The organism is Rhizobium sp. P2_G2 (assembly GCF_056403555.1).
Map to the genome: position 1 here is coordinate 1 of NZ_JBFUFF010000059.1, position 22,797 is coordinate 22,797.

The 22,797-nt window shown below is 60.5% G+C and carries 22 protein-coding genes; 8 read left to right on the plus strand and 14 right to left on the minus strand.

The window, feature by feature from the left end; translation table 11 throughout:
- Positions 1-431: 431 nt before the first annotated feature.
- From rplI to AC1D06_RS28520, 7 genes are all read right to left on the minus strand, one after another.
- Positions 432-1,007 carry a 50S ribosomal protein L9 gene (gene rplI / locus AC1D06_RS28490; RefSeq protein WP_477876456.1) on the minus strand — a complete coding sequence of 192 codons (576 nt, stop codon included), beginning with the start codon at positions 1,005-1,007 and terminating at the stop codon, positions 432-434.
- A 12-nt stretch (positions 1,008-1,019) separates the two neighbouring features.
- On the minus strand, positions 1,020-1,976 hold the full coding sequence (locus AC1D06_RS28495) for a DUF2232 domain-containing protein (RefSeq protein WP_477876457.1): 957 nt from the start codon (positions 1,974-1,976) through the stop codon (positions 1,020-1,022).
- A 191-nt stretch (positions 1,977-2,167) separates the two neighbouring features.
- The gene (gene rpsR, locus AC1D06_RS28500; RefSeq protein WP_477876458.1) at positions 2,168-2,419 is read right to left on the minus strand and encodes a 30S ribosomal protein S18; all 252 of its coding nucleotides are present in this window, start codon (positions 2,417-2,419) and stop codon (positions 2,168-2,170) included.
- A gap of 12 nt (positions 2,420-2,431) precedes the next feature.
- Entirely contained in the window at positions 2,432-2,890 is a 459-nt protein-coding gene (gene rpsF, locus AC1D06_RS28505; protein WP_477989220.1) for a 30S ribosomal protein S6, read from the minus strand.
- Between the two features lie 286 nt (positions 2,891-3,176).
- On the minus strand, positions 3,177-3,581 hold the full coding sequence (locus AC1D06_RS28510) for a hypothetical protein (RefSeq protein WP_477989221.1): 405 nt from the start codon (positions 3,579-3,581) through the stop codon (positions 3,177-3,179).
- Positions 3,578-4,999, minus strand: a complete 1,422-nt coding sequence (locus AC1D06_RS28515) for an ArnT family glycosyltransferase (protein WP_477989222.1) — start codon at positions 4,997-4,999, stop codon at positions 3,578-3,580. The genes AC1D06_RS28510 and AC1D06_RS28515 overlap by 4 nt, the downstream gene beginning before the upstream one ends.
- A 73-nt stretch (positions 5,000-5,072) precedes the next feature.
- Entirely contained in the window at positions 5,073-6,119 is a 1,047-nt protein-coding gene (locus tag AC1D06_RS28520) for an aldo/keto reductase (protein WP_477989224.1), read from the minus strand.
- 169 nt (positions 6,120-6,288) lie between these two features.
- Between AC1D06_RS28520 and fabD the strand changes: the two genes are divergently transcribed.
- The 8 genes from fabD to AC1D06_RS28560 all read left to right on the plus strand — a co-directional run bounded on the left by fabD (position 6,289) and on the right by AC1D06_RS28560 (position 13,739).
- On the plus strand, positions 6,289-7,236 hold the full coding sequence (fabD, locus tag AC1D06_RS28525) for an ACP S-malonyltransferase (RefSeq protein ID WP_477876465.1): 948 nt from the start codon (positions 6,289-6,291) through the stop codon (positions 7,234-7,236).
- Positions 7,237-7,275: 39 nt separating this feature from the next.
- Positions 7,276-8,013, plus strand: coding sequence for a 3-oxoacyl-[acyl-carrier-protein] reductase (gene fabG / locus AC1D06_RS28530; RefSeq protein ID WP_477876466.1), 738 nt, complete (start codon positions 7,276-7,278; stop codon positions 8,011-8,013).
- A gap of 323 nt (positions 8,014-8,336) precedes the next feature.
- On the plus strand, positions 8,337-8,573 hold the full coding sequence (locus AC1D06_RS28535) for an acyl carrier protein (protein WP_477876467.1): 237 nt from the start codon (positions 8,337-8,339) through the stop codon (positions 8,571-8,573).
- A gap of 112 nt (positions 8,574-8,685) precedes the next feature.
- Positions 8,686-9,948, plus strand: a complete 1,263-nt coding sequence (fabF, locus tag AC1D06_RS28540) for a beta-ketoacyl-ACP synthase II (RefSeq protein WP_477876468.1) — start codon at positions 8,686-8,688, stop codon at positions 9,946-9,948.
- Positions 9,949-10,046: 98 nt separating this feature from the next.
- A complete protein-coding gene (gene mltG, locus AC1D06_RS28545; protein ID WP_477989226.1) occupies positions 10,047-11,231 on the plus strand; it encodes an endolytic transglycosylase MltG in 1,185 nt (394 codons plus the stop codon).
- Between the two features lie 33 nt (positions 11,232-11,264).
- Complete coding sequence (locus AC1D06_RS28550) at positions 11,265-12,152, plus strand: YicC/YloC family endoribonuclease (protein ID WP_477989227.1); 888 nt, start codon at positions 11,265-11,267, stop codon at positions 12,150-12,152.
- Between the two features lie 21 nt (positions 12,153-12,173).
- Entirely contained in the window at positions 12,174-12,821 is a 648-nt protein-coding gene (gene gmk / locus AC1D06_RS28555; RefSeq protein ID WP_477989229.1) for a guanylate kinase, read from the plus strand.
- Between the two features lie 210 nt (positions 12,822-13,031).
- The gene (locus tag AC1D06_RS28560; RefSeq protein WP_477989230.1) at positions 13,032-13,739 is read left to right on the plus strand and encodes a hemerythrin domain-containing protein; all 708 of its coding nucleotides are present in this window, start codon (positions 13,032-13,034) and stop codon (positions 13,737-13,739) included.
- 225 nt (positions 13,740-13,964) lie between these two features.
- Here AC1D06_RS28560 and AC1D06_RS28565 read toward each other — a convergent pair whose 3' ends face one another.
- The 7 genes from AC1D06_RS28565 to AC1D06_RS28595 form a co-directional block, all read right to left on the minus strand.
- On the minus strand, positions 13,965-14,855 hold the full coding sequence (locus AC1D06_RS28565) for a DMT family transporter (RefSeq protein ID WP_477989232.1): 891 nt from the start codon (positions 14,853-14,855) through the stop codon (positions 13,965-13,967).
- A gap of 86 nt (positions 14,856-14,941) precedes the next feature.
- The gene (gene rsmA, locus AC1D06_RS28570; RefSeq protein ID WP_477989234.1) at positions 14,942-15,772 is read right to left on the minus strand and encodes a 16S rRNA (adenine(1518)-N(6)/adenine(1519)-N(6))-dimethyltransferase RsmA; all 831 of its coding nucleotides are present in this window, start codon (positions 15,770-15,772) and stop codon (positions 14,942-14,944) included.
- Positions 15,759-16,784 carry a 4-hydroxythreonine-4-phosphate dehydrogenase PdxA gene (gene pdxA / locus AC1D06_RS28575; RefSeq protein WP_477989235.1) on the minus strand — a complete coding sequence of 342 codons (1,026 nt, stop codon included), beginning with the start codon at positions 16,782-16,784 and terminating at the stop codon, positions 15,759-15,761. The genes rsmA and pdxA overlap by 14 nt, the downstream gene beginning before the upstream one ends.
- Positions 16,785-16,786: 2 nt before the next feature.
- Positions 16,787-17,743: a SurA N-terminal domain-containing protein gene (locus AC1D06_RS28580; RefSeq protein ID WP_477989236.1), complete on the minus strand. Its 957-nt coding sequence runs from the start codon at positions 17,741-17,743 to the stop codon at positions 16,787-16,789.
- 81 nt (positions 17,744-17,824) lie between these two features.
- Entirely contained in the window at positions 17,825-20,212 is a 2,388-nt protein-coding gene (locus tag AC1D06_RS28585) for an LPS-assembly protein LptD (RefSeq protein WP_477989238.1), read from the minus strand.
- The gene (gene lptG, locus AC1D06_RS28590; protein WP_477876478.1) at positions 20,212-21,300 is read right to left on the minus strand and encodes an LPS export ABC transporter permease LptG; all 1,089 of its coding nucleotides are present in this window, start codon (positions 21,298-21,300) and stop codon (positions 20,212-20,214) included. Before lptG ends, AC1D06_RS28585 begins: the two co-directional genes overlap by 1 nt.
- Entirely contained in the window at positions 21,297-22,475 is a 1,179-nt protein-coding gene (locus AC1D06_RS28595; protein WP_477989239.1) for an LptF/LptG family permease, read from the minus strand. The genes lptG and AC1D06_RS28595 overlap by 4 nt, the downstream gene beginning before the upstream one ends.
- Between the last annotated feature and the right edge of the window lie 322 nt (positions 22,476-22,797).

The window sequence follows — 22,797 nt, forward strand, 5'->3', positions numbered from 1 at the left end:
GGCGCCATGGCCGGTGGCTATCTGCTTTCGGGCTTCGCCATCATCCACAATGCGGTGCGTGAAAAACCCTGGGCGCTGCCGTCGCCATGAGACTTGGTCTTGCCATTTGCATAGGTCACCTTGAGGCTGCCCTTGACAACGGCTTTGGCAATGAACCCGTCGAGAATCCCGTTGAACATTCGATCACCACGCACTTTGATGGCGGCTTCGCCGCCACGCAACGCTCGCGCGGTGGTTTCGGCCGACGTTACAAAACGTTAATGTTTGGTAAACTTATCAAAACGCAGCTAGTCGTCAACTATATTGAACGAACGTTTTATGTGGGCGAGGGGACAGTCGGCCAAAAAACGTCACATATGGTTAATTTCAAAAAAGAAGAACCTCCGGCAAGGCCGAAGGTTCCGTTCGAGAAGATCTTCAAATCGGTAAGATCAGAGCTCTTCGCCGTGTTCGAGCTGGTTCGGATCGAAGAAGTCTTCCGGCTTCAGCGCATCTTCATCGACACCGTAGATGGCGTCAGCGGAGGTGAGGCTTTCGCCCTTGGCCTGGCGGACGGCTTCGTCGGCCGAACGGGCGACGTTGAGCGAAATCTCGATCTCGACTTCCGCATGCAGGTGCAGCGTGACCTTGTGCAGGCCGATTTCCTTGATCGGATGGTTGAGATCGACCTGGTTGCGGCCGATGTTGAAGCCTTCCGAGGCAAGCGTCTCGATGACGTCTCGAGCGGCAACCGATCCGTAGAGCTGGCCGGTTTCACCGGCCGAGCGGACGATGACGAAGCTCTTGCCTTCGAGCTTGTCGGCAACGGTCCGGGCTTCGCTTTTGCGCTCGAGGTTGCGGGCTTCGAGCGTGGCGCGCTCGGCTTCGAAGCGCTTCTTGTTGCCTTCGTTGGCGCGCAACGCCTTGCCCATCGGCAGCAGGAAATTGCGGGCATAGCCGTCGCGGACCTTCACGGTCTCGCCCATCTGGCCGAGCTTGTTGACGCGTTCGAGGAGAATGACTTCCATTTTATGTTCCTTTCAGTTCGAATTGTTGGAGGTCTGGTTGGGTCTGGCCGGCGTCAGTGCGATGGCGCGACGCGGATTTGCGAGGCCGCCGGCGATCGCGATCACGACCGTCAGCGGCGGGAAAATCACGGTGACGAGATAGACGAGAATGAGCGCCGGCAGCGCCCAGGGTTTTTCACGCACCGCATTGTGGATGATGGCGAAGCCCGAAAGCAGATAGCCACCGGCCATGGCGCCGGCAAAGGAGGCGCCGATAATGGCGGCTTTGTCGCCGGCGAACATCAGCACGACGCCCGCGAGAAACACGACGATCGACAGCCGGTTCATCCTGAGGCTGGCGCGAATGTCCTCGCGCGGACGCACGCTGCGGCCGATTGCTGTCAGAATGCGCATGGCAAAGTAGAAGCCGGCAAACAACTGAACCATATTGCCGATCCCTTGTCCGAACGGCAGAAAGGTCTTGATCGCGACAATCAGTTGCGGCCTTAGATCCTGAGTGACGAGACTTGGATTGATCTCCGAAGCCATCTGGATCACCTGATCGGCCGCCAGCTCATAGGTCGCCGTTGTCTGTAGCATCAGCAAGAATATCGTTGCCAGCGCAACCAGCGTAGCACCGGCGAGCAGCATGTCGGAGAGCGGGTACCAAGCAAGCGAAGTCTCAGGCCCACCGATTTCTGCGGCGGGTCGCGCTAGGCTGGCAAGCTGGCTCATCACAGCCGCCGGCAGAAGTGTGATCAGGAGCACTAGCGCGAAAAGTGGCGAAGACGTCAACGCGCCCAGGGCGAGCGCCACGGTCACGACCGCAACGATGCCTGCCACCCGACCGAAGCCGAGGCCGGCGATGAAGAGAAGCGTAATGGCTACAAGCTGGGGAACGATTTGCACGTAGACGGACACAGCCATCAATATGGCTGCGGCCAAGCCGGCAACAATGCCGATCAGGATCGGGTTGGCAGTCGGTTTCATCGTTCTCGCTGTCCTGTTCATTCAAGCGAATGAAGCAGTTAGGGGTTTGTCCTGAATTGAGATCTCAGGTCCCCAACATGGGATTTAGGTTTTCCGATCCGCGCCCATCGCGGAAGGGAGGAGGAAGGCGAAGCCGCCTTCCCGTGAGTCAGGCTGCGACAGTTGCCGCAGAGTCATGCCGTAGCGATTGTTTAGGCGACGACGTAGGGCAGAAGGCCCAGGAAGCGGGCGCGCTTGATGGCCTGGGCCAGTTCGCGCTGCTTCTTCTGCGACACCGCAGTGATGCGGGACGGGACGATCTTGCCACGCTCGGAAATGTAGCGCGACAGCAGCTTGACGTCCTTGTAGTCGATCCGCGGCGCATTGGCACCCGAGAAGGGGCAGGTCTTGCGGCGACGATGGAACGGACGGCGGGCCGGTGAGGAAGAGGAAGTATCAGCCATGGTGAGATCTCCTTAGTTGTCGCGCGGACGGAAGGGACGGTCGCCATCGCGGCGCGGCGGACGGTCGCCATCGTCACGGCGCGGCGGACGATCGMCACGCGGAGAGAACGGACGGTCGCCATCTTCGCGGCGCGGACGGTCGTCGCGGTCGCGCTTCTGCATCATGGCAGACGGGCCTTCTTCATGGGCTTCGACCTTGATGGTCATGAAGCGCAGGATGTCTTCGTTGTAGCGCTGCTGGCGCTCGATTTCCTGCACGGCGCCGGCCGGGGCGTCGATGTCCATGAGCACGTAGAAGGCCTTGCGGTTCTTCTTGATGCGGTAGGTGAGGGACTTGAGGCCCCAGTTCTCGATACGGCCGACCTTGCCGCCGGCAGCTTCCACGACGCCCTTGTAGGTCTCGACGAGCGCGTCGACCTGCGGAGCGGCAATGTCCTGCCGGGCAAGGAAAATATGTTCATAGAGAGCCATGAAACTCTTTGCCTTTCTTGCGTTTCATCAATCCCATCCGGTTTGGCGCCAAGCCTCAACGACTGTTCTCAGGTTGCGGCGCGAACCGCGGTGCAAGAAAAGCGTTTTTTCGGTACGGTCGAGAGCGGAGACACGGGAAGCCGGAACCCTGTGGTTCCAAACGGTTTCGTCGCCAAAACCGGCCTTCCGTACAGCCACCAGCCAAATGACCGGATGTTTGATGTGGCGGGCTTATACAGATAAATGCGGCAAAAGCAAGGGGGAAACGGATCGCGAGACTGTCACGTCAGAACTGCTCTACATCCTGTGAAAAAAATCCGCGGCGCAGGAAGACTTCAAGCGTGCTTTCCGCTGCTCCTCTTAAATACTTCCAGTGCTCGGTTGTTATCAATTCCGAGAGTTTCGGCCAATCTTCCGGTACCTCATCGAGTACATCGTCCAAGATTGCATTGTATCGCCAGATCGCAGTTTGCTCGTCCCGAGAGAAAACCGGTTCGCAGTAGCTTTCCGGCATGTCCTCCTGTATCCAATCGCCCCACATATTGAATACATCATTCGGAACGTTAACACGCGGAACTGCGGCTTGTAATCGCAATTGAACTTCGAACGATGATGCGATTTCCAGATACCACATGACGCCGTTTCGCATGCGCTGTTTCAACAAAATTGGCGTGATGTTGTCGTCCGTCATGGCGTCAGACACTTTGCTGCGACCCGATAGGCGTGGAGTGTCTTGCTTTTATAGTAGCCGGTTTCTGGTACCCACGTTGCCAGATCTTGCGGTTGTTGGACGTCACAGGTGGGCGGCTTGGGCGTCACGAACAGCACGTCGCCGGTCGAGGTGGGGGGCAAGGCGAGCTCCTGCTCATAATAGTTCTTCGGTAAACCTTGAGGAGGCGTTGCGTAGAGCCGGAACGACCGATCGCGCAGCGTATAGAAGAGATCGGCGGCGATATCGCGATTGTCCGTGACGATCGTGTTGAGCCCAGCCTGCTTCGCCAGATCACCCGCCTTGCGGCTGACGTCGGAGCGGCCGAGGAAACGCTCCAGCGCTTCCCTGCCATTCGGCAGGACGAGATCATGAGCAAAGATCGTGGCGACCGGAAACAGCACCGAGACGATCCCGCCGATTGCCAGCGAAATCGGCAGCCCTCGCGGCCATTTGCGATCGAGCAGCCAGACGGCCAGGATCGTGCCGGCGACGTAAGCCGTCACTGCCCAGTTGGCATAGGCCTTGGCGATCAGCGCCTGTAGTGTGATCAGGAGCACGACGGGGACGGAGAGCCAGACCAGCATGTTTTCACGCGGCTCGTTCTCGTGTTTGACCATGCGCCAGCAGGCCCAGAGCATGGCGAAGAAGATGATCGGCCCGACCACGCCGAACTGTGCCAAGAAAAATCCGACACCGCCGCCGATATGGACGCCGAGGCTGTTCCAATGGGCAATGTCCTGCGTGTGGCGAACGGTCGTGTTGTTGTGGCTGAGATTCCACCAGAGATTTGGTGCGGCAACGATGGCGGAGACGATAACGGCGATTGCCAGATCGCGCCAGCCGATCCTTGCGTCCTTGATCAGGATGAAGGCAACGATGCCGCCCGGCACGAGGAACAGGATCGCATATTTCGCCAGGAAAGCACAGCCGAACGCTGCTCCCAACAGGATTGCCAAGCCAATCGAGCGCCGCTCCCTCAGCTCGAAATAGGCCCAGAGCGCGATGGCGATGAAGAACAGCAGGATATCGTCGGTCGAAAAGAACACTGAGGACAGCGCCACGGCCGGTGCGGTGACGAAGATGACGCCCGTCCAGCCGGCAATCGCAGGACTGACGAAGCGTCGCGCCGTTGCCATTAGCACCAGCGCGGTCGCGGCATGAAATAGCGGGCCGGAAATGCGGATCCAGAAGATGTCGTTCGATCCGGCCGCGGCAGTCACCGCCCGGATCACCCAGGCGATCATCGGCGGCTTGGAATAATAGCCGAGATCGAGATGCTGCGACCAAAGCCAGTATTGTGCTTCGTCGACGAACAGATCCGTCGCATCGAACCTAAGCAGGACAATGCGCCAGAGCGTGATGGCGAGAATGATAAGAAGGCCGGACCGGGCAGACATCGAAAAGTTCCGCGAGATTAGAATGCGCGGACCGGATACATGAATGCGATGGCTATGCCAACCTTATGCGCCATCAGATCGCCATCGGATATTGCCGGATCACCGCCTTGATCTCCTTCACCAGTTCCGGCCCAATCTCCACATCTTTGGCCGAAATCGCCGTTCTCAGCTGATCCTTGCTGGTCGCCCCAACAATCACTGCGGTCATGAACGGTCGCTGCCGCGCCCAGGCGAGCGCCATCACCGGCAAGTCGATCTGATGTCGGCGGGCGATCTCGCGATAAGCGAGCACGGCCGGCTCCTGCAGCGGCTGCAGGCGGCCGGCGAGGTCGCCGTTGATGGACGCGCGCGAGCCCGGCGGCTTGATGCCGCCAATATATTTGCCCGTCAGAATACCGGCTGCGAGCGGCGAATAGGCGAGCAACCCGATATCCTCGTGATGCGAGAGCTCGGCGAAGTCGAGATCATGCGGCCGGTAGAGCAGGTTATATTCGTTCTGCACCGAGGCGATGCGCGGCAGACCCAGCTCGTCCGACAATTTCAGGAACTGCATGGCGCCCCAGGCCGTTTCGTTCGACAGCCCGATGGCCCGGATCTTGCCGGCCTTCACCGCCTCGCCGAGCGCTTCCAGGCATTCGCGAAAATTGGCGACGATCTCGGCCTTCGGCGGATGCTTTTCCGGATGATAGTTCCAGCCCTGGCGAAAGTGGTAATGGCCGCGATTGGGCCAGTGGATCTGGTAGAGGTCGATATGATCCGTCTGCAAACGCCCAAGGCTGAGATCGAGCGCCCTGCGGACTTCGTTGCCGTCGAGCGGTACGCCACCGCGAATATGCGGCCGGCCGGGGCCGCTGGCCTTGGTGGCGAGGATGATCTTGTCGCGATTCCTCCGCGCCTTCATCCAGTTGCCGATATAGATCTCGGTCGAGCCCTGGTTCTCTTCTGTCGCAGGCGTTGTCGGATAAAGTTCAGCCGTGTCGATGAAGTTGATGCCCTGATCCACGGCATAGTCCATTTGCTCGAACGCTTCCGCTTCGCTGTTCTGACTGCCCCAGGTCATCGTGCCCAGGCAGATTTCGGAGACAAGCATGCCGGTGCGGCCAATCGGATTGAATTTCATGGGAAAATCCTTGCAGTGCGGGAAACGGCGGCACTCTATGCCGATTTTGTTGCAGCGCAAGAGCGTCTACTGCGGCTTTCCGCCGGAAAACCCGTGGCTTTCAGCGGCCCGCGCTTGACAGGCTGGGCGATTGTGTGAATGGAGAGCAAAAACCTTGAGGGAGACATTCATGGCGGTTGCGTTCACTTTTCCCGGCCAGGGCAGCCAGGCTGTCGGCATGGGCAAGGATCTTGCCGATACCTATGCCGAAGCGCGCGCGGTGTTCGAGGAAGTGAATGACGCGCTGGGCGAAAAGCTCACCGACACGATATGGAATGGCCCCGAGGAAACGCTGACGCTGACCGCCAATGCGCAACCGGCGCTGATGGCCGTGTCGATCGCGGCGATCCGCGTGCTCGAAACGCGCGGCCTGAACCTTAAGGACAAAGTCTCTTACGTCGCCGGCCATTCGCTGGGTGAATATTCGGCGCTCTGCGCGGCCGGCAGCCTCTCGCTCTCCGATACTGCGCGCCTCCTGCGCATCCGCGGCAATGCCATGCAGGCGGCGGTGCCGCCGGGCAAGGGCGGCATGGCGGCGATCCTTGGCCTCGACCACGCCGGTGTCGAAGATGCTTGTGCCGGTGCGTCGACCGCCGAAGGCAGCTGTCAGATCGCCAATGACAATGGCGGTGGCCAGATCGTCATTTCGGGTGAAAAGGCAGCGGTCGACCGCGCCTGCGCATTGGCGACGGACAGGGGCGCCAAGCGGGCTATCCTGCTGCCGGTTTCCGCACCATTCCATTCGACACTGATGGCGCCGGCGGCCGAAGCGATGCGCGAAGCACTGTCACATGTCGGCGTCAAGAATCCCGTCGTGCCGCTGATCGCCAATGTCCGTGCCGCACCTGTGACGGACGCGGCCGAAATCGTATCGCTGCTCGTCGAGCAGGTCACGGGCCAGGTGCGCTGGCGCGAGACGGTGGAATGGTTCGCCAGCAACAGCGTCACAGCGCTCTACGAGATTGGCGCCGGCAAGGTTCTGACGGGCCTAGCGCGCCGTATCGACAAAAACGTCACCGGTATTGCGGTCAATGGCTCCGCCGATATCGACGCCGCGCTGGCTACATTGAATGCATGACATCCCACCGATGGATTTGATCAAGACAAGGATATGAGCATGTTTGATCTGACCGGCCGCAAGGCACTTGTCACAGGTGCTTCCGGAGGCATCGGCGAGGAGATCGCCCGCGCTTTGCATAAGCAGGGCGCTACGGTCGGCCTGCATGGCACGCGCCGCGAGAAGCTCGACGCGCTTGCCGCCGAGCTTGGTGACCGTACTTATGTCTTCACGGCCGACATAACCGATCGCGCCGCGCTCAAGACGCTGGCGCAGGATGTCGAAAGCACGCTGGGCGGCGTCGATATCCTGGTCAACAATGCCGGCATCACCCGCGACGGTCTGATGATGCGCATGAGCGACGAGGACTGGGACGCGGTCATCAACATCAATCTCAATGCCGCTTTCCTGCTGACGCGCGAATTCGTCTCGCCGATGCTCAAGCGCCGCTATGGCCGCATCGTCAACATCTCCTCGGTGGTCGGCACGACGGGCAATGCGGGTCAGGCCAATTACGTCGCTTCCAAGGCCGGCATGGAAGGCTTTACCAAGGCGCTCGCCGCCGAAGTCGCCACCCGCAACATAACCGCCAATTGCGTTTCCCCCGGCTTCATCGAATCGGCAATGACCGAGAAGCTCAACGACAAGCAACGCGAAGGCCTGCTGGTGAAGATTCCTGCCAAACGCATGGGAACGGCGTCGGAAGTCGCCGCGGCGGTCGCCTTCCTCGCCTCGTCGGAGGCGTCCTACATCACGGGGCTTACGCTGCATGTAAACGGCGGCATGGCCATGCTTTGACGATTTGCGGTTGGTTTCGGGGGTGTCTGTATGCCCTCGGGCCAGCCGCGAAAACCATGGGCCGAACCCGTTGGAATTCGGTGTTGAACACCCGGGAACGGCTCATTTTCTGGCTTTGCGTGGGCAATAAACCATGTTAAGCCGCAAGTGACTGAGAGCAGTCGTTTGCTCGCCTGATGCATGATTAAAATCGGTTTAGACTGGATTTTGGCATTGGCAGGCGATAAACGGAACCGCCGCTGGCTCGCCTCAGGGGGGAAGCGGTCAAATATAACGGTAGCGCCATCAGGGCGCCATGAAGGACGAAGGTCGAGGAACCTGCTATGAGCGATGTCGCAGAACGCGTGAAGAAGATTGTCATTGACCACCTCGGCGTTGAAGCCGACAAGGTGACCGAGAGCGCCAGCTTTATCGATGATCTGGGTGCGGATTCTCTTGACACCGTCGAACTCGTCATGGCCTTCGAAGAAGAATTCGGCGTCGAGATTCCGGACGATGCCGCCGACTCCATTCTCACTGTCGGCGATGCGGTGAAGTTCATCGAAAAGGCCCAAGCCTGATCTTGACGTATCCATTGCAGCCGGGCGGGAAACGATCCCGTCCGGCTGTTCTCTAACTGCGAACTGCATAACTACGACTGCACGGTAGAATGCGTAAGGGTGGAGGTGGGCCATGAGACGTGTTGTCATCACGGGCATTGGCATGGTGACCCCGCTTGGCTGTGGCGCGGAAGTCACCTGGGCGAATTTGCTGGCGAGCAAGAACGGCGCCCGCAGAGTGACGGAGTTCGAGGTCGAAGACCTGCCGGCCAAGATCGCCTGCCGGATTCCGTTCGGCGACGGCAGCAACGGCACATATAATCCCGACGACTGGATGGAACCCAAAGAGCAGCGCAAGGTCGATGCCTTCATCGTCTATGCGATGGCAGCGGCCACCATGGCGCTCGGCGACGCCGATTGGCATCCGCAAACCGATGAGGATCAGATCGCCACCGGCGTGCTGATCGGCTCCGGCATCGGCGGCATCGAAGGCATTGTCGACGCCGGCTATACATTGCGTGACAAGGGGCCGCGGCGCGTGTCGCCCTTCTTCATCCCAGGCCGTCTGATCAATCTCGCTTCCGGCCAGGTGTCGATCCGCCACAAGTTGCGCGGACCCAACCATGCCGTCGTCACGGCCTGTTCGACCGGCGCGCATGCAATCGGCGACGCCTCACGCCTCATCGGGCTGGGCGATGCCGATGTGATGGTCGCGGGTGGCACGGAATCGCCGGTCAGCCGCATCTCGCTAGCAGGTTTTGCTGCCTGCAAGGCGCTGTCGACCGATTTCAACGACGAACCCCAGCGCGCTTCGCGTCCCTATGACAGGGACCGCGACGGCTTTGTCATGGGCGAGGGCGCCGGTGTCGTCGTGCTCGAAGAACTCGAACACGCCAAGGCGCGCGGCGCCAAGATTTATGCCGAGGTGGTCGGCTATGGCCTCTCGGGTGATGCCTATCACATCACGGCGCCATCGGAGAACGGCGAGGGCGCGGAGCGCTGCATGCGCATGGCGCTGAAACGCGCCGGTCTCGAAGCGTCCGATATCGATTATATCAACGCCCACGGCACGTCGACCATGGCCGACACGATCGAGCTTGGTGCCGTCGAACGGCTGCTCGGCAACCATGCCGCCAATGTATCGATGTCCTCGACCAAATCCGCCACCGGTCACCTTCTGGGCGCGGCTGGCGCGATCGAGGCAATCTTTGCCACGCTTGCGATCCGTGACAATGCCGTGCCGCCGACGCTCAACCTCGATAATCCGGAAGTTGAGACGCCGATCGATCTGGTTCCGAAGGTGGCGCGCAAGCGCAAAGTCGATGTGGCGCTGTCGAATTCCTTTGGTTTCGGCGGCACCAATGCGTCATTGGTGTTGAAACGTTATGTGAATTGATGATGATCGGCCGCGGGATCGGACCCGCGGCCTCTTCCAGTTTCTGCCGCAATGCGATTTTATGACGCGCGGTAAGAATTCGATATTTGAGGGTTTCCGTGACCGATCCAAACCAAGCCAATGATGGTCAGTTCGGGCGCGCTGCCGGCGAAAATGGCCGGTTATTGCCGAAATCTCCACGGGAAGCCTTGAGACCGGAAAGGGTGCCGTCGCCGCCGCGTCGTTCGCGCGAGGCCCGCAGCCAATTGGTCATTTTCCTGAATTTCGTCATGAGCATGGTGACGCTGGTGACGATCGGCGCCGTGGCGCTCGTCTACTACGCCTTCCATGAATACCAGGCGCCCGGGCCGCTCGACGCCGATACGACCTTCATGGTCCGCGAGGGCGCCGGCATCAAGGAGATCGGTACCGGCCTTGAACGCAAGGGCATTGTCAGCCAGGCACGGATCTTCAACGGCGTCAGCCAGTTTCTGCTGGATAACAGGGCGCTCAGGCATGGCGAATATGAGATCAAGGCGCATGCCTCGATGCTCGATATCATGGAACTCTTGAAGTCCGGCAAGTCGATCCAATATGCCGTGACCCTGCCCGAAGGCCTGACGGTCAAGCAGATGTTCAAGAAAATCTCGGATGATCCGGTGCTCGAGGGCGACCTGCCGGTCGATCTGCCGCCGGAAGGCAGCCTCTTCCCGGATACCTACAAGTTCACGCGCGGCTATCGGCGCGCTGCGATCGTCGAACAGATGAAGGCCGCACAGGCGAAAATCCTCGACGAGGTCTGGGCCAAGCGTGACAAGGACCTGCCGATCGAGACGAAGGAAGACCTGCTGATCCTCGCCTCGATCGTCGAGAAGGAAACCGGCAAGGCCGACGAGCGGCCGCAGGTCGCCTCCGTGTTCCTCAACCGTCTCAAGAAGGGCATGCGCCTGCAATCTGATCCGACGATCATCTATGGACTCTACGGCGGCGACGGCAAACCGGTCGACGCGGCGATCCTGAAATCGGAGATCACCAAGGAGACGCCCTACAACACCTATGTGATCAAGGGATTGCCGCCGACACCGATTGCCAATCCTGGCCGCGCGGCGCTTGAAGCCGTCGCCAACCCCTCGCATACCACCTACCTCTACTTCGTCGCCGACGGTACGGGCGGGCACGTTTTCGCCTCGACGCTCGAGGAACACAATGAGAACGTCAAGCGTTACCGGAAAATGAAGGCCGACGACGGCTCCACGACCGACGACAACAGCACCGACACCGATACCGAGACACCTCAGAATTAGCGGCCTGATCAGGCGCGCCGGAGACAGGAAAGCATGGCACTACAGTCCATGACCGGATTTGCCCGGTTGGACGGCCAAAGCGGCCGTTATCAATGGGCTTGGGAATTGCGTTCGGTCAATGGCAAGGGGCTGGATATCCGGCTCAGGCTTCCGGGCGGCTTCGAGCGATTGGAAGTCGAGGCAAGGCGGATCATCGGCCAGCATTTCGCCCGTGGCAATATCCAGGCGACCCTGAATATACAGACCGGCGAGGCGCGCGTGCAGGCCGAGATCAATCAGGCCGCGCTCGACGCGGTTCTGGGGCTGCGCGAGAAGCTCRCAGGCGCGATCGACCCCGCACCGGTCCGCCTGGACACATTGCTCAACCTGCGCGGTATCGTCGACTTCCGTGACGTCGATGACGATCCGGCAGCGACCGAAGCGCTTGATCAGGAAATCATGCGGGGCCTCGAAACCGTGGCGGCGGCAATGCGCCGGATGCGCGAGGCGGAAGGCATGGCACTCGACGCCGTGCTTCGCTCGCAGGTCGATGCGATCGAGCGGCTGACCGCGATCGTCGAAAAAGATCCGTCGCGTTCGCCGGCCGAAATCCGCGCCCGGCTTGCCGCACAGGTCGCCTCGCTGATGGACATTGTGTCCGGCCTCGACCAAGACCGGTTGCACACTGAAGTTGCGTTGCTCGCCACCCGCGCCGATATCCGCGAAGAGATCGACCGGCTGACGGCGCATGTGGTCGCGGCGCGGGAGTTGTTGGCCAAGGGCGGGCCGGTCGGCCGCAAGCTCGATTTCCTGGCGCAAGAATTCAATCGCGAATCGAACACGATCTGTTCTAAATCCAACAGTGCAGCGGTCACCGCGGCAGGCATTGAATTGAAAGTGGTGATCGACCAGTTTCGGGAACAGGTCCAAAATCTGGAATAGGGCCAAAATCTGGAGTAGGGGATGGGCAAACCGCAGGGGAACGCCGTGACGATTGCGCGTCGCGGCCTGATGCTGGTCATTTCATCGCCATCCGGCGCCGGCAAATCGACAATTGCTCGCAATATCCTCGAAGCCGACCAGTCCATGCGGCTGTCGGTGAGCGTCACCACCCGCCAGAGGCGGCCGAGCGAGATCGAGGGCGTGCATTACCATTTTGTCTCGCTCAAGGAGTTCGAGCGCCTGCGGTCGAGCGATTCCCTGCTCGAATGGGCCGAGGTGCACGGCAATTTCTATGGCACGCCGCGCGAGCCGGCGGAGAACGCCATGGCGGCCGGCGAAGACATGTTGTTCGACATCGACTGGCAGGGCGCGCAGCAATTGCAGGAAAAAATGCCGGCAGATGTCGTCTCGGTCTTCATCCTGCCGCCGACCATGGCGGAACTGCAGGCCCGCCTCAACCGCCGCGCCGAAGATTCGGCCGCGGTGATCGCCACGCGGCTTACCAATGCCCGCGCCGAGATCGCCCATTGGCGGGAATATGACTATGTGGTGGTCAACGACGACCTCAACCGCGCCTTTGGCGCCGTCCGCGCCATCGTCGAGGCTGAACGCCTCAGGCGCGACCGGCGGCATGGGCTGTTCGATTTTGTCAATACGTTGATGGAATAAGCGAATAGTTATTTGCGAATAGCGAATAGACGGGCAGCGCCAGCTATTCGCTATTCGCTATTCGCTTTCGAAACCTCCATAGCAATCTTTTAGGATTTCCAAAGCGACCTTAAGAAGCATTTAGGATGCGTCGTCGCTGCGCTCCGCCTAGAAGCCTCCTCGATCCGGAACACTCCGCTCATCCGGCAACTCCAATCGAGGAACCAGAAAATGCCCCATATTTCTCCGCTCGATACCCCCGATCTCAACGGCCGTTGGGATATCTATGGCTCGATCCACAAGGGCCTGCGCAAGGCGCAACTCGAAATGCTAATGCGCATTGGCAGCAGCGATTTCGGCAATCCCGAAACCGTTGCTTCCATTATCGCCGACATGCGGCTGGTCATGTTGCTCGGCGCCTCGCATCTCAAGCATGAGAACGACCATATCCATCGTGCCATGGAGGCCAAGGCGCAGGCAGAGGTGGATCGTCTCGAGGATCAGCACGACAGCCATGAGCGCGACTTCGCCGAGCTCGAAGAACTGCTGAGCGTGATCGAGACTGCAGACAACCGGGCGCGCAAGGCGCTCGGTCGCCGGCTCTATCTCGGCTTCAGCGCCTTCATCGCCCACGACCTCGAACACATGCACGAGGAAGAGACCGTCGCCAACCCGACGCTGCATTCGATGTTTACCGACACGGAACTCGAAGACATCGAGATGCAGATCGTTGCGACACTGACGCCGGAAAAGGCGATTGCCTATATGCGGCTGATGATCCCCGCCTCCAATCCCGACGAGCGAGCCAATCTGCTCGGCGGCATGAAGGCCGCCGCCCCGCCGGAAGCTTTCAGCGCAGTGATCGATCTCGCTGCCCGACCGACTCTGAGTGCTGCTGAATTCGCCGAGCTTTCGCGCCGGATCGGACTGGATGGGTAAGCCATGGCCATTTGCAATCCCCATCGCTGCCCCAACAGGGACAACTGTCCCAGGTTGGTGCTCAGCCGAGCCTTCGGCGACCTGATACCTCCATCGATACCGGAAAAACCGCACGGCTGCCCAGTCGGCCTTCTTCCACGTCCGACCCGCGTGACAGTCTCGGCGGGTGTCGAATGGCTCGGTTCCGTGGTCCGCTAGCAGCTGGCGGCTGAAATCATGCGCCTGTCAGGACTTCTGTATCACGGCTTGTCTGCGACCGGGCAAGGTCATCGCCGCGACACCGGCGATGACACAGGCAAGGCCGATCCAGGCGGTTTGCGAAACGGTCTCTCCGAGGAACACTACGCCGATGCCAACCCCGATCGGCACGCGAAGATAGGCCTGTGAAGTGGTGCCGACCGAGCCGAGCGTCTGTATCAGCCGGAAGAAAATCGCGAATGCGAGCGCGGTCGAGAAGACCGAAAGACCGAGCAAGGCAAGCAGAGAATCCGTCGACGGCGACAATGTCCATGGCCTATCGACAAGCAGGCTGACGGGCACCAGGATGATCGCGCCGGAGATCATCGACCCCGCGGCCGGCATCATCGGATCGAGGCCTTTGAAGTTCTTGCCGAATATCGCGGCACCACCATAGGCGAGGCTGGCAAGAAGAATCGCCAGCTGCGACCAGAGATCGCGCCCGACGCCTTCGAGCGCTTCCACGCCGATGATGAGGCAGATGCCGGTCAAGCCGGCTGCGACGCCGAACATCTTGCGCCCGGTCACTGGTTCATGTCGGGTGATCAACACGGTCAGCAGGAAGGTGAAGATCGGCGTGGTCGAATTCAGGATCGTGGCAAGGCCGGCATCGACAGTCTGTTCCGCCCATGCGATCAGTGTGAACGGGACGACGCTGTTGAGGCAGGCCTGCAGCAGAAAACGCCGCCAGACAGCCGGATCGCGAGGCAATGCAAGGCCTCTGAGCCGCAGGATGCCGATCAGGATCGAGCCGGCAATCAGCGTACGCGCGGCAATGAAGGTCACCGGCGGAATGGTTTCGACACCAATCTTGATGAACGTGTAGGAGGCGCCCCACAGCGTCGAGAGCGTCAGCAGGAGGACGAGGTCTCTGGTCATGGAAGACTTGAGGGGCTTCATTTCGACTCGCATCGGGATTGCGCAAGAACGCTTCTATACGAGAACCAGCATCGATGCTGTGTCCGTCAGCTCAGGAGATTTGCGATCCGGCAAAATTCCGCGACGGTCAGCGTTTCGGCCCGTCGTGCCGGGTCGATGCCGGCCCGCTGCAGCAGAGGTTCGCCGCCCAACGGTTTGAGGCTTTGCCTGAGCATCTTGCGGCGCTGGCCGAAAGCGGCGGCCGTCACGCGCTCCAGCTTGGCGAGATCACAGGGCAGGGGATTGGCACGCGGCTCGAGATGCACCACCGTCGAGGTTACCTTTGGCGGCGGCGTGAACGCCTGCGGCGACAGGTCGAACATCATCTCGGCACGCGTCAGCCAGCCGCAGAGCACGCCGAGCCGGCCGTAATGGTCGTCATCTGCCTGAGCGACGATCCGTTCGCCGACCTCTTTCTGGAACATCAGCGTCAGCGATTGCCAGAACGGCGGCCACGGCACCGTCAGCCAGTTCACCAGCAATTGCGTGCCGATATTGTATGGCAGATTGGCGACGATCTTCAGCGGCTCGCCATCGCGCTTGAACTGCGAAAGGTCAATGTCCAGCGCATCGCCTTCGATCACCGTCAGCCGGCCGGGATAATGCACGCCGACTTCCGCCAGAGCCGGCACGGCGCGGCGGTCACGCTCGATGGCGACGACATGCTTGGCGCCGAGCGCCAAAAGCGCTCGCGTCAGCCCGCCAGGGCCAGGGCCGATCTCGACCACCGTCGCGTCGTCGATCTTGCCCGCCGTGCGCGCGACTTTCTGGGTGATATTGAGATCTAGCAGGAAATTCTGGCCGAGCGATTTCAGTGCGTCCAGGCCATGTTTGGCGATGACCTCGCGCAGCGGCGGCAGGCCGTCAAGCGCGGGCATCGGCGGAACTCTTCTCGGCCATGTCGGCCGCCATCTTCAGCGCAGCGATCAGGCTCGATGGCCTCGCCTTGCCGGTGCCGGCGAGCGAGAAGGCGGTGCCGTGGTCGGGCGAGGTGCGAATGAAGGGCAGGCCGAGCGTGACATTGACCGCATCGTCGAAGCCCAGAGCCTTGGCGGGGATCAGCGCCTGGTCATGATACATGCAGATCGCCACGTCGTAGGTCGCACGCGCCGTCGCATGGAACATGGTGTCCGCCGGCAGTGGCCCGACCACGTCGATGCCGTCGGCGCGTAGCCGCGCGATCGCCGGCGCCACGACGGCGTCGTCCTCGAGACCGAGCGCACCGTTCTCGCCGGCATGCGGATTGAGGCCGGAGACGGCGAGCCGCGGCGCTGAAAGCCCGAAGCGTGCCCTCATATCATGGGCGACGATGCGGCCGGTCTGGTAGATCATGTCCTCGGTCAGCGCCGACGGCACGTCCTTGAGCGGAATATGGATGGTGACCGGCACGGTGCGGAGCGCGGGGCCGGCAATCATCATCACCGGAATGACGTTGCGGCCGAACGCCCTGGCACCGAGATCGGCGAGGAATTCGGTATGGCCCGGAAAGCGGAAACCCGATTGGTAGAGGACGGACTTGGCAATCGGATTGGTCACCACCGCGGAGGCCTGGCCAGAAATTGTCAGTTCCACAGCGGTTTCGATCGCGCGGATCGTGCCTGTCGCCGTCGCAGGATCGGGGCTGCCGGCGCCAACCGGCGCACCGGCGGCGACAGGAAGGCAAGGCAGGGCTTGGTCGAAAGCCGCACTGGCGCTGTCGGTCTCCTCAATCGGTATTTCCAGACCGAGGCGTGCTGCGCGGGCGCGTAACACGTTCGGATCGCCGATATAGAGGAATGGTGGCACACCGTGATCACGGCGCAATGCCCAGGCCAGGAGTGTGATATCTGGCCCTATACCGGCGGGGTCTCCCTGCGACAAGGCCAGCAATGCACCATCGCCTCTGCCCATGGTCAGCGCATGATAATCGTGGCGTTCTTACGAAGCTCGTCAACATATTTCTTGCTGTCCGGATCCCCCGTTTCCTTTTCAGCGGTCTGAAGGTCCTTGGCCTCGTACATCACCTGGGCGGCGAAATCGTCCGATACTTCCCGCTTCTTGCAGACCGCCAGATATTCGATGCCCTTGTCCGTCACCTTCACCGATGTGGTGCCGCCGAGCGGCACCTTGATGATGTCGTCCTTCCAGGCATCGGGCAGTTGCGGCTCAAGGATGCGGCCGATATCGCGGATGGAGACATCGAGATAGCCAGCGGCGAAGGCTTTGGCCTGAGCACAGCCCGGATATTTTTTCCGTGACGCTTCCGCCTCTGCCTTGCGCTTGGCCTCGATCTTGCCGCGCTTGGATTCAGGCACGACGAAAATCACCTGCTGCAGGAAATATTCGTTCGTCTTCGGCTTCTGGCCGTTGTCCTGCTTCAGCCGGGCGATGAACTGAGACTGGGTCATGCGGTTGCCGTTCGAGCCGAAGCGGTTCTGGACCGTACGCGGCCAGCTCATCTGCACGCCGACATAGCCCTTGAAATGCGCGACTCCGATGCCTGCCTTGTCGAGAATCATCGACAACTGGGCCTCGGTCATCTTGTTGTTCTTGGCGAAACGTCCGAAGGCGGCATCGACTTCGTCGGTGCTGACCGACGTGCCGGTGCGGATGATCTCAGTGCGCATCAGCACTTCGTTAACCATTTCATCGACAGCCAGCTTCGGCAGATTGCCTTTCGTCCGGCGGAGTTTGAGGAAATTGATGCGCTTGGCGACGTCGCTGTTGGTGATGACGATGCCGTTGACGATTGCCTTGATCTGGTCGCCGCTGCCAGCTGCCACCGACATGCGCGGCAGGGCCAGCGAAGCGAGAAGCAGGCAGAGTGCACCGACGATCAGCAGGTGCAGTTTGGCCGGTTTCGCAAGCATCGTCATCCCTTCAAAGTCCGGATTGTGGGCGTAATACGCCTTTTGCTGCTGGAATTGCACATTCCTTGCGGCAAAACAATGTCATTGCTGCGCATTGTTGATGGCAGACATGCCCGGCAGGTAATCGAGGGCCACCGTGCCCGGCAAAGCCGGATCACCAACATTGACGTCACCCAGCGTACGGAAGGAAAGCCGCGCGCCGATTTGCCAGTCATTGGCGGTGGTATCGGCGATGTCCTTGGTCTGGGTGAAGCCTATCGCAAAGACCGTGCAGCTGTCGTCGTAGCCGATGCCGAAGCCGCGGCGGCTCAGGATATTCTTGTCCAGGTCCCAGGTCATAGAACTGTAGACCGTCCAATTGTCCTTGATCTTGACGCTGCTGGTAGACTGGATTTCGTCGCTATCGGTCGGATAGCCATAGTGCGGTTGCGCCGCGATACGCGAATAGGTGAGCTCGGCTTGCAGCCGCTTGCCGTTGAAGCCGATCGTCGAATCGGTGCGGCGAATGTCGAAGGTCTTCTGATCCGCGCGGCCGCCGAAGGATACCGACAAACCGTTGGGTGCCTCGATGCCGGTCGCGCCGACGAAATCGGACACCGCTGTCTCCAGGCCGGAATCAGCGCCGACATTCACCAGGTCGCGGCTGGCGAAGGAATTCTTGCCGGCCAACTGATAGGACTGGCCGAACACGCTGCGGATCGTATAGCCGCTGTCGAACGTGCCGGTATAGCGGAAGCCGATATTGGCGCGCGTGCCGCCCTCGACGCGGTCATAGCCGGAGAACTTGTCTTCGGAGAACAGGTTCGACGCATCGAAGACGAAGGCCTGCGCATCCTCGTTGGGCAGGGCGCCGGCCAGTTGCTCGTCGGGCCGGGCGAAGACCTGCACGATCGGCTCGATGACATGGCTCGAACCATCCGCCGTGAGCAGGATCGGATAGCGCGCCTCGATGCCGGCAGTAAGCATATAACGGGTAGCGTCGGTCCCGGTGTAATAGTCGCCGTTATAGCCGATCGGATCGTTGGTACCGAGGCTGAAACCGTCGCCACGGGCGCCGAGCATCGGCGTCAGCACCAGCCCGCCCGGCACGATGAACGTCCGCCGCCATTCGACATCGGTGGTGAACCGGCTCGACGTGCCGGCAAGACCGGGAATACGATCGGAGACATTGGTGCCGTTAATGTCCGTGATGTTATCGGTGGTTGTGCGCGTCAGACTCTGGAAGTTCACCGTCGCGCTGAGTTCACCGCCCATGATCGGATTGGGGCTGATGTAATTATAGTCCATCACCGGATGGACGACGGCCTGTTGATTTTCCGCCAGGTTGGTAGGATCTGCATCCTGGATGTCGAAATAGTAGGAGCGGATGTCGAAATAGTTACGCTGACCGATACCGGTCAGATAAACTTGGTTTGTATGTGTGGCCTCGGTCGCATCGAACAGCGAATAGGTGCGGGCGAAATTATTGTCCGACTGCCACAATGCATCCCAGCCGAATGTCCAGCGCGGATTGATGGCGAACTGCGCCTGCGACGAGACGGCGACGCGCTGCTTCTCTTGGTAGTCGGACGTGTCGGGCGTGAATTTCTGCCGGTTCATCTGGTTGATGCCGGCAAATTCGAGCGTATGGACGCCACCCCAGAATTCCTGGCGGAACTCCGCGTCGAGCAAGGCGCCCTGCGTCGTATAGCCCATCACGGTCAACGTCGCGTCCGCATGCGGACCGAGCGTCTGGTAATATGGAATGCCGAGGCCGAAGCCGAGATTCTGCGAGCTGCTCATGCGCGGAAACAGGAAGCCCGATTTGCGTTTCACCGTGCTGTCGGGCAGTTCCAGGACCGGGATATAGGCGATCGGCTGGCCGAACAGTTCGAAATGCGCGCTCTCCAGCCGCACGGTGTGAGTCTTGCCGTTCTCGATAATGCGCTCCGCCTTGACCTGCCAGAGCGGCGCCTTTTCCGGATGTTCGCGGCAGGGTTCGCAGGCCGTATAGACGCCCTTGTGCAGGATCAACAGGTCCGCGTTGATGCGGCGTCCCTTCACTGCGACGACGCGCGTATCGTCGGTCGATTCGAGCCTGAGCGCCTCGAGGAAGCCGTTGGCGAAGTCGTTGGTGACATCGACTTTGTCAGCATAGACGCGGTTGCCGCTCGGCTCGATCATCTCGACGTCGCCGAGCGCCATCATGCGACCGTTCTTCTGGTCATATTCGACGCGTTTGGCGACCAGCTTGTAGCCGCCATAATTGATCTGCACGCCCCCGACCGCGATGACCTTCTTGTTGTCGCGGTTATATACCAGTTCGGCTGCTGTCAGCTCGAGTTTGGCGTTTTCGGGAACCGTCGTCACTGGCTTCGGCGAAGCGGCCGAGGCCATGTATGGCATGGACATGCATAGGCCGAGCGCCGCCGTCCCCGCCAGGAGAACGGCCCGCAGCCTCTTCACAGTCTTGCGGTCGCCTGCCGCCACTAACCATCCTCCTGATGCAGCAAGAGTGTCGTCCCCAAGAACATTGCGACCACCACTGGAATCCAGGCAGCAACGAACGGAGGAACAACGCCGCTGCTTCCGAACGCCTTCACCAATACACTGACCACATAAAGCACGAAGCCAGCCGCGACGCCACCCAAAATCATGCTCTGGGATTGATTGAACCTACTGAATTTTAACGACACTGTTGCTGAAATGAGTGTCATGGCAATGAGCAGGAAAGGCATCGACATCAGCGAATGGAACTGCGTCTCTAGCGCATTGGTTGAGACGCCGAACGAATGCGCGGCCCTGATCTTGGCCGGAAGGTCGAGAAAATCAACGCTCTCCGGCTCGGTCAGCCGTTCCTGGACGAACTCCCGTTTCAAATTGGTACGGACTTCCGCCGTCGGCTCCACAACCGGGATTTGACCGGGCCGGGTTTCCGTCACCTTGGTAAGAAGCCAGTAACCATCTTTTAATTTTGCTGTGGCTGCATCCTGTCTCAAAACGATTCGGCTTTGCGGTCCGAAGTGGATGAAGACCGCATCGTTGAGCGACGTGCCCCCATCGGCCACCGTCTGGGCACCGATGATCACGTCGTCGCTGCCGACGATCTGCCGGAGCCAGGGGATGGGTTGGTTGCGGCGGGTAAGCGGTTTGGTGGCTGCGCTGTCGAGATCGATTTGCTGCGCAGCGCGCTGACCGGCGGCGGCAAGCGGGTTGAGGACGAAGAGCGCCACCAGACCGGTGATGACGGCGCCGCTGACGAAAGGCATCATGAACTGCCAGGCAGATATGCCCGCCGCGCGGGTGACGACCATTTCCTGCCGGCGGTTGAGCGAGACCAGCGTCGTGATACCGGCAAGCAGCATCACGAACGGTACGGTCTGCTGCAGGATCAGCGGCACCCGCATCGTCGTCAGGATGAAGGCGTCGAGCAGGGTGAAGCCGGGAATATTGCTGCGCGCGCCCGACGTGTTGATGAAATCGAGCAGGAAGATGAGCGCCGTCACCCCGAGGAAGAACCAGAAAATGGTCATCAGGTGGCGCTTGAGGAAATAGCGGAAAAGCGTTCCCGATATCATTGGGCTGCCCCCGCACTATCCGGCTGGGGGCCACGCAGGCGCATGATCGCTTGCGCGATCGCGTCGGCGATGTTGTGGAGCGGACTGGCTCTCCTCAGTTGCGACGTGGCGCGATAGACGCCGAAGGCAAGCACCAACGTCACCGAGCCGACGAAAACATAAAGCGGCGCCGGCGAGGCATGCGGGGACTCGATGCGGTTGGCGAGGAAGAAGCTGATCCAGCGGAAGACGAAGGCGAAGAGCAGCGCCGGGATCAGCGGGTGCACCATCCGCTCCCGGTGCGAATGCGCACCGCCGGCCAGCGACAGCGCCGCCAGCGCGAACGTGATAGGGAAGAACCAGTCGGTCAGACGACGGTGCAGTTCGGCGCGATATTCACCCGGCCGGGTTTGATAATCCGGATCCTTGGGGTCGGGATTGAAGAGAAAGCTCAATGTCCGGTCGCTGGCGCGGAACCGCGCCTGTCCGCGCGTTTCCGATAGGTCTGAAAGATCGAAGGAATAGGAATCGAAATGGACGATCGAGACGGTGCCGCCTGGCGCCTTGCGATGAATCTCGCCGTCCTTCATGATCAACGTTCCACCCTTGTCGTCGACCGCGCCTTCGCGTGCGTAATAAAGCATCTCGTATTGCGGGTCGCGCGAGTCGGCGACGAACAGGCCCTTGAGGACGCGGCCCTGGACGCGTTCGGAAATCTGCACATAGAGATTGTCGTCTATCCGTCGGAAGGCTTTCTCCTCGATCACCGTGGAGAGAAGGTCGGCATAGGTCGCCGCGATCGTCTCGCGCATGCCGATGCGCGATTCCGGTTCGACGAAGTTATCGATCAGGAACGAGGTGACGCAGAGCAGTGAGGCGAGGAAAAGGATCGGACGGTAGATGATGCTTCGCGGTGTGCCGGCGCTGTCGATGACCGCCGATTCCGAATCGTTGTTCATCGTTTGCAGCGTCTGCGTGACGCCGATGATCAGCGCAAAGGGGATGACGACGGGGATGATGGTCGGCAGCACATAGGTGGCGAGCATCACGAAAGAGCCGATCGACTGGCCGCTGTCGGTGACCAGGTTGATGCGCTGCAGCACCTGAGTCGTCCAGATGATGACCAGCACAGGGACCAGCGCTATCAGAAACATCCGGAAGACCCGGCCGAATATATAGGATTCCAGCAGCGCCATAGAACATCCATCATTCGACGGTCGACCAGCCTCTTCCGCGAGGAAGGCGGCAAATTTGCGATTTGGCACTTTTGCCGCTGCCGATCAAGGGGCGCCGCGGCAAACATTTGGCTCCGTCCGATGCGATGTGATAGGTGCAGATTGCGCCGCCTATACTTGGAGATGTAATAGGTATCGCATGAAGTCGCTTGTTCGACCCCGCGGCTGGCTTGCCGCGGACCGAGCCTGGCCCATACGCGATTCGGCACCTGACTGCGGCGTCGATGCGGATATTCTTCGCCAATTCATGTCATCGAGCAATATCGAGCAGAGAAGCCTGTCG

What these genes read in the sequence shown, in the direction of transcription:
- rplI (WP_477876456.1), bottom strand. Translation starts at nt 1,007, where the DNA reads ATGGAAGTCATTCTCCTCGAACGCGTCAACAAGCTCGGCCAGATGGGC.
- AC1D06_RS28495 (WP_477876457.1), bottom strand. Translation starts at nt 1,976, where the DNA reads ATGAAACCGACTGCCAACCCGATCCTGATCGGCATTGTTGCCGGCTTG.
- rpsR (WP_477876458.1), bottom strand. Translation starts at nt 2,419, where the DNA reads ATGGCTGATACTTCCTCTTCCTCACCGGCCCGCCGTCCGTTCCATCGT.
- AC1D06_RS28510 (WP_477989221.1), bottom strand. Translation starts at nt 3,581, where the DNA reads ATGACGGACGACAACATCACGCCAATTTTGTTGAAACAGCGCATGCGA.
- AC1D06_RS28515 (WP_477989222.1), bottom strand. Translation starts at nt 4,999, where the DNA reads ATGTCTGCCCGGTCCGGCCTTCTTATCATTCTCGCCATCACGCTCTGG.
- AC1D06_RS28520 (WP_477989224.1), bottom strand. Translation starts at nt 6,119, where the DNA reads ATGAAATTCAATCCGATTGGCCGCACCGGCATGCTTGTCTCCGAAATC.
- fabD (WP_477876465.1), top strand. Translation starts at nt 6,289, where the DNA reads ATGGCGGTTGCGTTCACTTTTCCCGGCCAGGGCAGCCAGGCTGTCGGC.
- fabG (WP_477876466.1), top strand. Translation starts at nt 7,276, where the DNA reads ATGTTTGATCTGACCGGCCGCAAGGCACTTGTCACAGGTGCTTCCGGA.
- AC1D06_RS28535 (WP_477876467.1), top strand. Translation starts at nt 8,337, where the DNA reads ATGAGCGATGTCGCAGAACGCGTGAAGAAGATTGTCATTGACCACCTC.
- fabF (WP_477876468.1), top strand. Translation starts at nt 8,686, where the DNA reads ATGAGACGTGTTGTCATCACGGGCATTGGCATGGTGACCCCGCTTGGC.
- gmk (WP_477989229.1), top strand. Translation starts at nt 12,174, where the DNA reads ATGGGCAAACCGCAGGGGAACGCCGTGACGATTGCGCGTCGCGGCCTG.
- AC1D06_RS28560 (WP_477989230.1), top strand. Translation starts at nt 13,032, where the DNA reads ATGCCCCATATTTCTCCGCTCGATACCCCCGATCTCAACGGCCGTTGG.
- AC1D06_RS28565 (WP_477989232.1), bottom strand. Translation starts at nt 14,855, where the DNA reads ATGACCAGAGACCTCGTCCTCCTGCTGACGCTCTCGACGCTGTGGGGC.
- rsmA (WP_477989234.1), bottom strand. Translation starts at nt 15,772, where the DNA reads ATGCCCGCGCTTGACGGCCTGCCGCCGCTGCGCGAGGTCATCGCCAAA.
- pdxA (WP_477989235.1), bottom strand. Translation starts at nt 16,784, where the DNA reads ATGGGCAGAGGCGATGGTGCATTGCTGGCCTTGTCGCAGGGAGACCCC.
- AC1D06_RS28580 (WP_477989236.1), bottom strand. Translation starts at nt 17,743, where the DNA reads ATGCTTGCGAAACCGGCCAAACTGCACCTGCTGATCGTCGGTGCACTC.
- lptG (WP_477876478.1), bottom strand. Translation starts at nt 21,300, where the DNA reads ATGATATCGGGAACGCTTTTCCGCTATTTCCTCAAGCGCCACCTGATG.
- AC1D06_RS28595 (WP_477989239.1), bottom strand. Translation starts at nt 22,475, where the DNA reads ATGGCGCTGCTGGAATCCTATATATTCGGCCGGGTCTTCCGGATGTTT.